Raw genomic sequence first — 6519 nt, forward strand, 5'->3', positions numbered from 1 at the left:
ACACCACCCCCACGGCCGCACGACAGAACAACAGCCACAGGAACGATCATCCCGTGCCCGCCGTCACCCCCGCAGGGAATTGCGCAGCAGAGTCAGCCGCTGCCGATTGGGATGCGCTCGGAGCTGGGGCGAGGTGAGCTCCAGGGCCCGGTTGTCCAGTCCGGCAGCCACGTGGTCGAGCCATCGTTCATACCAGGAGAGAAAGTCTAGGGCTGAGGAGACGTTCGGGCCCCAGAAGCCGTCGGCGTTGCCGGTGATCACGCGTCCGGTGAGAGGGCCGGTTACGCCTATGAGGACGAGATCGCTGCAGCCGCGTTCGATGACGTGCAGGAACAGGTCACCGCGGCGTGTGGGGCGATAGGCCCGGCTGAATCCTCTTGAGCTGGCACCGGCGTCTTTGGGATTCATCGTGAAGAGCGTGCAGTCCTCCAACGGGATCAGCCCGTAGTACGGAGACGCCCCCCTGCCGCCCATGTTTGTGAGGAAGTCCCGATAGGGATCGGGGAGTTCCACGCAATGTTCAGCCTCAAAAGCGTCTGCCTGAGCTTTGGACAGGCAGGGGCCGAGACGAAATTCGTGCCGCTCCTCGCCGAAAGAGTGGCTTCGGCTGGGCGCGTAGGGGATGCGGGCCAGCTTGCGTCGCAGCCGCGGGATGCGGGAGTCCATGCGAGCTCTTCTCTCGTGTCGCCCGCAACCTACCGCACAGCGAAAAGGCTCATCATGCGAGAAGGACTCGTTTCCGCAGCAGATGTCCCGCCGCGCCGGATTCCGACTTCTTCGGCAGCGAGTCCTGCTGGCGTGAGCGAGATGCCGGGGCCACGTGGGGTCTACTCAGGACTCCGATCGTCGGGTCCCCTGGGACTTCGCAGGGCCGCGCAGCCCAGGCAGTCCGTTCCAGCGCGCTCGGCGTAGCGCATCGCCATCTGAGGGTTCACTCCAAGGGCGTCTGCCAGGACGGCCGGCGGGGCTTCGCGGACCATCTGGATCCAGGCTCTGGAGCGCGTGGCCAAGGCCGGGATCCCGGATTCACGGAGAATCGTCGCAACGCTGTAGACGTGCATCGTCCGCCCGGGCATGCGCCGAACTCACCGAACTCGGGAGCGTGTGGGTTGTGCCCGAAGTCCGCGAGATCCAGCTTGATCACCTCGCGGCGACGCAGCCCCCAGGCATACGTGGCCTTCATGGCGGTCGCGTCTCGCATGGCCGGGAGCCAGCCCTGGCGGCCCGAGGTTCGGGCGGCTGCCACCTGGTCATCGGCGTAGCGCTGAAGCTCGGCCTTGGTCAGAGCACGGCGTCCGGGCCTGCCTTCGTACTCGGCGGCGTGCACGGCGGTGTTCCACTCGAAGAACACCTGGGCCGGATGGCTGCCGAAGAGACGCTCGCTGACCGCTGTCCACTCGTAGCGAGGGTCGGCAACGTACTCCAGGAACAACCGGACGTGGCCGTGATAGCCGCGGATCGTGGAATGGGACCGTTGTCGTCCGTCGCTCCGCAGGTGGGCGGTGTACTCCTCGACGTCCGTAGGGCGCCACGTCCACGGCCACTCGTTGGTGAAGCGCTGGAACCGCCGTACCGCTAGGAGCCGGTCCGCGATCGTGTCCTTGCTCAGTGCGTTGTGGCAAACCGGATCTCGTTCGAAGCCTGCGGTGCGGGTGATCATTCGGACAGGGATGCCCATGTGGTCGTGGGCATGAAGAAACGGGCCCCTTGGTAGTGACGTGGTTGTTGAGGCCGGTCACGAGCAAGGAGGCCCGCTGTCTGACGAGTTGACCATCCCCGCCGTACCCGCGTCCACCACGGTCACCCCTGAGTGTGACTGCTACGTGCACAGGTTCGGTTCGATCGCTCCGGGACGGCGGGCAGGCTGCTATCCGAGTGACATGACGGATGCGGAGTGGGCCGAGGTCCGCTCCGCGATGCCGGTGCCGGCCTGGCTCCTCAAACTGGGCGGGCGTCCGGAGGCGTACTGCCACCGCGAGATGCTCGACGCGGTGCGCTACCTCGTCGACAACGGCGTGAAGTGGATGGCCCTGCCGGTCGACTTCCCGTACTGGCGGGCGGTCTACGACTTCTTCCGCCGCTGGCGTACCTATGACTACGTGCGTGAACTGTACGAACGCCTGCGCCGCGCGGCGAGGGAGCAAAGGGGCCGCAACGCCGAGCCCAGTGCGGGAGTCATCGACAGCCAGTCGGTGGACGCCTCCGAGACCGTCGGCGAGGACAGCCGCGGATACGACGGCGGCAAGTCACGTGACGGGCGCAAGCGCCACATCCTGACCGACACCGAGGGCCTGCTCCTCGAAGTGACGGTGACCACCGCGGACGTGCACGACTCCAAGGCCGCTCCCGCGCTGCTGGAGACGTTCATGGACCAGCCGGGCCGGCTGCTGAAGCTGGTGTGGGTCGACAGCGCCTATCAGGGGCCGGCGCTGGCGAAGGCGTTCGTCCGCCACGGGGTGCGCGTCGAGGTCGTGCGCCGCTCTGACGGACACCGCGGATTTGTCGTTCTGGCCCGCAGGTGGGTGGTGGAGCGCACGCTGAGCTGGCTCTCCCGCTCACGCCGCCTCAACCGCGACCACGAACGCCGCCCCGACCACCACGCCCAGATGGTGTGGTGGGCCGCCGTGATCAGGCTGTCCCGGCGCCTGGCCGGGGACGCTCCGCGCTGGCCGGAGAAGCGCCCCGGCCGACTGCTGAAGGCGCGGGCGTGAACCGTCCGTCCTTCGCCCGCACCAGCCAGCCCCGCTTCTCCAGGACGTAGGCACGGTGCCGGATCTTCTCCACCTCGTTCTTGATCTCCGTTTCCCGGCCCATCGCCCGCGTCAGCTCCACCCCGTTCACCGGTCCCGAAGCGGCCACCGCAGCGGCGAACACCTCCCGATAGAGGCCGCTGAGCACCTCCTCGCCCATGCCTGACCGCCACACCGGCGGCCGCTCGCCATGCCCCGCGCCGGGGCCGCTCGATCCCACGGCGGCAGCCATCTCACCACCAGACGGCACGGAAACCGACGTATTCACCGGACTCTCCTCGGCCAGCACCGACACGAGCTCCTCACGCCCCACCCGGGCCCGCTCGACCCGCTCCCGCGCGGCATCCACCTCCGCCTGAGCCTGCTCCAGAACCTCCGTCCAGGACTCCAGATCCTTCCTCGCCCGCGCCTCACGCTGTTCCATCAACCCCAGCACCGACGGCATGGCACCCTCCTCGATCGTCAACAAGCCGCCCGCTGCCTGCCCCTACCCCGTCGCGATCATGCCCCGCACACGAAGAAGCCCCTGCTCATCGAACAGGGACTCCCTTTGCCACAACGCACTCAGATTCCGGGCCAACTGCTGATCACGCCACCCCGCCAGCATGCCCTCGAAGACCTGGGGCTCCGGGTGCAGCAGTGGGGCGCCGCCCACGAGGAACAGCGACGGTGCCGCCCCCGGCACGTTCCATGAGGAACCGCCCACACCAACCCCCTACACACTGCGAGAAGGGCGAATGAATCGTTCATTAGATGAGAACGAGCGGGGTTGCCGCAGGTCACGCGGGCAGCCGACCTGCGGTCAGGGCAGATCGTGGGGTGTCTCCGGGCTGTGACCAGCCGATGCCTGCCTGTTCAGGCGCCCCTACCAGCGAGGGGTGAGTCGTCGCACCTGATGCAATTCACGGCACTTCGCCTCGTACACCCCGGCTTTATCCGAGGTCGATTTCTACCCAGATCAGGTGCGGGGCCTTCACCACTGCATGCGAATTTCCCGGGTGTCGAACCTCGGGGCTTGGGAAGCCTTCCACGATCTGGCTGCGGACAAGACCCTCGCTCCCTTGGGTCGAACTGCGACAGGCTGCGGGACGGCGCGGCAAGTGGGATGCGTCGAAGATGTAAGGCTGTCAAGCTTGCCGCAGCTCGGGAGACCGGTTTGATGTGGGCGAAGGCGCTGCGGGCGTTCCAGGTGGGGAAGGCTCGTACGAGCCAGGTAGGGCCGTGGAGTTGGATGCGGCGGTCGCGGGTGGCCTCGGCCCAGGTTTGCTGGCCGGCGTGCCATTTGACGAAGGCTTCGGCTTCCGCCGTGATGTAGAGGTCCTCGTCGAGGCCGGGGTACGTCTTGCAGATCTCGGTGTCTCCGTGTTCGATCAGCAGCCAGTACCGCTCGGGGCGCTGGCGGCCGGTGAAGTCGAAGCGGATGACGACGCGCCGTTCCGGGAGCCGGTCTCGGCGGAGCATGTTGCACATCGACCACAGCGCCACAAAGGGATCGAGGTGCTCGGGGGCGATCTCGAGCCAGGCGGCACCCCACTCGCCGAGCGACACGCAGACCCTGAACAGGTCGTGACCTGCGGGCGTGAGCTCGTAGTGGCTTCCGCGCCCGTCGGGCTTGGGTGCCACCCTGACGATGCCGAGCCGTTCGAGCTGCTTGAGCCGCTGCGAGAGCAGGGTGCGGGACAGCCCGGGGGCGCCCTCCAGGATCTCACTGAAGCTTCCGCAGCCCAGGTGCAGGTTGCGGATGATCAGCGGCGTCCAGCGTTCGGCGAAGATCTCGGCGCCGCGGGCTATGGGGCAGTACTGGCCGTAGCTCCGCACGATGCCAGTGTCGCACCCCTGCCTCCGGCCCTGAAGTCCAGATTCTTGACTTCACGGCCGCGGTCCCCCGGTGGTGCGATGGATATCGAGACACGAGGAGGTGACGAACACGACCACCGAGCACGTCGGCCATGCCCCAGCGAGGAGGCGATCGCCATGGAGATCGACGGGTTCCGGGGCCAGCTGATCACCGCTGACCACGCCGACTACGACACCGCCCGAGCGGTGTGGAACGGTGCCGTCGACCGGCGCCCCCGGCTGATCGCCCGATGCAGCGGGACCGCTGATGTGGCCGCGGCCGTGCGCTTCGCCCGCGACCACGACCTGGAGATCGCCGTACGGGGCGGGGGCCACAACGTGGCCGGCACCGCGGTGTGCGACGGCGGGATCGTCATCGACCTCTCGGCCATGCGGGCCGTGTGGGTCGATCCCGCCGACCGTACGGCCCGGGTGCAGGGTGGTGCTCTGTGGGGCGACGTCGACCACGAGACCCAGGCCCACGGTCTGGCCACCACAGGCGGCATAGTGAGCCACACCGGCGTCGCCGGGCTCACCCTCGGCGGCGGCATCGGCTTCCTCATGCGCCCACACGGACTCACCGTCGACAACCTCCTGGCCGCCAAGGTGGTCACCGCCGAGGGCAGCATCCTCCGGCCGTCCGCCGACGAACACCCCGACCTGTTCTGGGCGCTGCAAGGCGGCGGCGGCAACTTCGGCGTTGTCACCATGTTCCGGTTCGCCCTGCATCCCCTCGGGCCGACCGTCATGGCCGGACCCGTCTTCTGGGTAGCCGACGACACCACCGACGTGCTGCGCTTCTACCGGGACTTCGCCGCCGAAGCACCCGACGAGCTCGGCACCGTCGTCAGGCTCGGCACCGTCCCCCCACTGCCGGTCATCCCCGAGGACTTGCACTGGCGGCCGGCCATCGCCGTCGCCTGCTGCTATGCCGGTGCCGTCGCGGACGGCGAGCGTGCCGTGCGGGCCCTCCGACAGTTCAAGACGCCGCTTGTGGACCTGCTCGCACCCACTCCGTACGTCGCCTTCCAGGGCGGCCTCGACGACACCGTCCCCCACGGGTGGCACTACTACTGGAAGGCCACGGACCTCACCGGCCTCTCCGACGACGCCATCGCCGTCATCGCCGATCACGCCTTCACCGCCGGCTCGCCCCGGTCGTACTCGGCGATGTTCCACATGGGTGGCGCCGTCGCCCGGGTCCCCCACGACTCCACCGCCTACGCCGGTCGCGACGTGGCCCACAACATCATCATCGACGCCGTGTGGCTCCCTGACGAGTCCGGCGAGCACGCCACAGCCGAGACCGCGTGGGCCCGGCGGTTCCTCCACGCCCTCCAACCGCACCGCGTCGGCAGCGTCTATGTCAACTTCCTTGATTCCGACGACGGCACCAGCCGCGTTCGAGAGGCGTACGGCGAGCGCATCTACCGGCGACTCGCTGAGGTCAAGGCCACGTACGACCCCGACAACGCCTTCCACCACAACAAGAACATCCGCCCCGGTTGAGCAGGGCCGGCAAGATCGACGCGGTGGACGGTGGACCCGAACGCCCTCGGCGCGGACTACGACCGCGACGGCGTGTACCAGTGACGTGAGTCAGAGATTCGTTGGCAGTACGCGGCTACCTTGTCGAGGATCTCGTCGGCGGTCTTCGTCCAGACGAAAGGCCGCGGGTGTTCGTTCCAGTCGGCGAGCCAGCTTCGGATGTCGCGTTCGAGGGCCTGGACGGAGCGGTGGACACCCCGCCGGAGTTTCTTGGCTGTGAGCTCAGCCATGAGGACCCGGTGGGTGTCAACTTCTCGGCCGTAAAACGACCGAGCCTGTTGGCTCAGTCATCTACACCTTGTCGCGCTCCCGGCTGCCCCCTACGGCGGGACGGTCACGGGTCGCATCCACCACGAAAGGAGGTGTTCAGGTCCTTTGCGGTACG

At 67.8% G+C, this 6519-nt stretch carries 6 protein-coding genes and 1 pseudogene; 2 read left to right on the forward strand and 5 right to left on the reverse strand.

The features are described from left to right. Positions 1–63: 63 nt before the first annotated feature. The gene (locus tag ACFV9O_RS39215) at positions 64–666 is read right to left on the reverse strand and encodes an SMI1/KNR4 family protein (protein ID WP_385427570.1); all 603 of its coding nucleotides are present in this window, start codon (positions 664–666) and stop codon (positions 64–66) included. Between the two features lie 265 nt (positions 667–931). Then, positions 932–1660 (reverse strand): hypothetical protein, encoded by a 729-nt coding sequence (locus ACFV9O_RS39220; protein WP_385427573.1) that lies wholly within the window; start codon positions 1658–1660, stop codon positions 932–934. A gap of 220 nt (positions 1661–1880) precedes the next feature. On the opposite strand from ACFV9O_RS39220, the gene ACFV9O_RS39225 reads away from it, so the two are divergent. After that, entirely contained in the window at positions 1881–2711 is an 831-nt protein-coding gene (locus ACFV9O_RS39225) for an IS5 family transposase (protein WP_385427576.1), read from the forward strand. Here ACFV9O_RS39225 and ACFV9O_RS39230 read toward each other — a convergent pair. Continuing rightward, entirely contained in the window at positions 2629–3195 is a 567-nt protein-coding gene (locus ACFV9O_RS39230) for a hypothetical protein (RefSeq protein WP_385427578.1), read from the reverse strand. The two genes, ACFV9O_RS39225 and ACFV9O_RS39230, sit on opposite strands and share 83 nt — an antisense overlap. Positions 3196–3605: 410 nt before the next feature. Continuing rightward, positions 3606–4568, reverse strand: a complete 963-nt coding sequence (locus tag ACFV9O_RS39235; protein ID WP_385427581.1) for a winged helix-turn-helix transcriptional regulator — start codon at positions 4566–4568, stop codon at positions 3606–3608. A gap of 156 nt (positions 4569–4724) precedes the next feature. On the opposite strand from ACFV9O_RS39235, the gene ACFV9O_RS39240 reads away from it, so the two are divergent. Further along, positions 4725–6095 carry an FAD-binding oxidoreductase gene (locus ACFV9O_RS39240; RefSeq protein WP_385427583.1) on the forward strand — a complete coding sequence of 457 codons (1371 nt, stop codon included), beginning with the start codon at positions 4725–4727 and terminating at the stop codon, positions 6093–6095. A 56-nt stretch (positions 6096–6151) separates the two neighbouring features. Here the strand turns inward: ACFV9O_RS39240 and ACFV9O_RS39245 are convergent. Beyond that, positions 6152–6361 (reverse strand): annotated as a pseudogene (locus ACFV9O_RS39245) (hypothetical protein); the annotation flags it as partial. Between the last annotated feature and the right edge of the window lie 158 nt (positions 6362–6519).

The organism is Streptomyces sp. NPDC059909 (genome assembly GCF_042730885.1).
GTDB lineage: Bacteria > Actinomycetota > Actinomycetes > Streptomycetales > Streptomycetaceae > Streptomyces.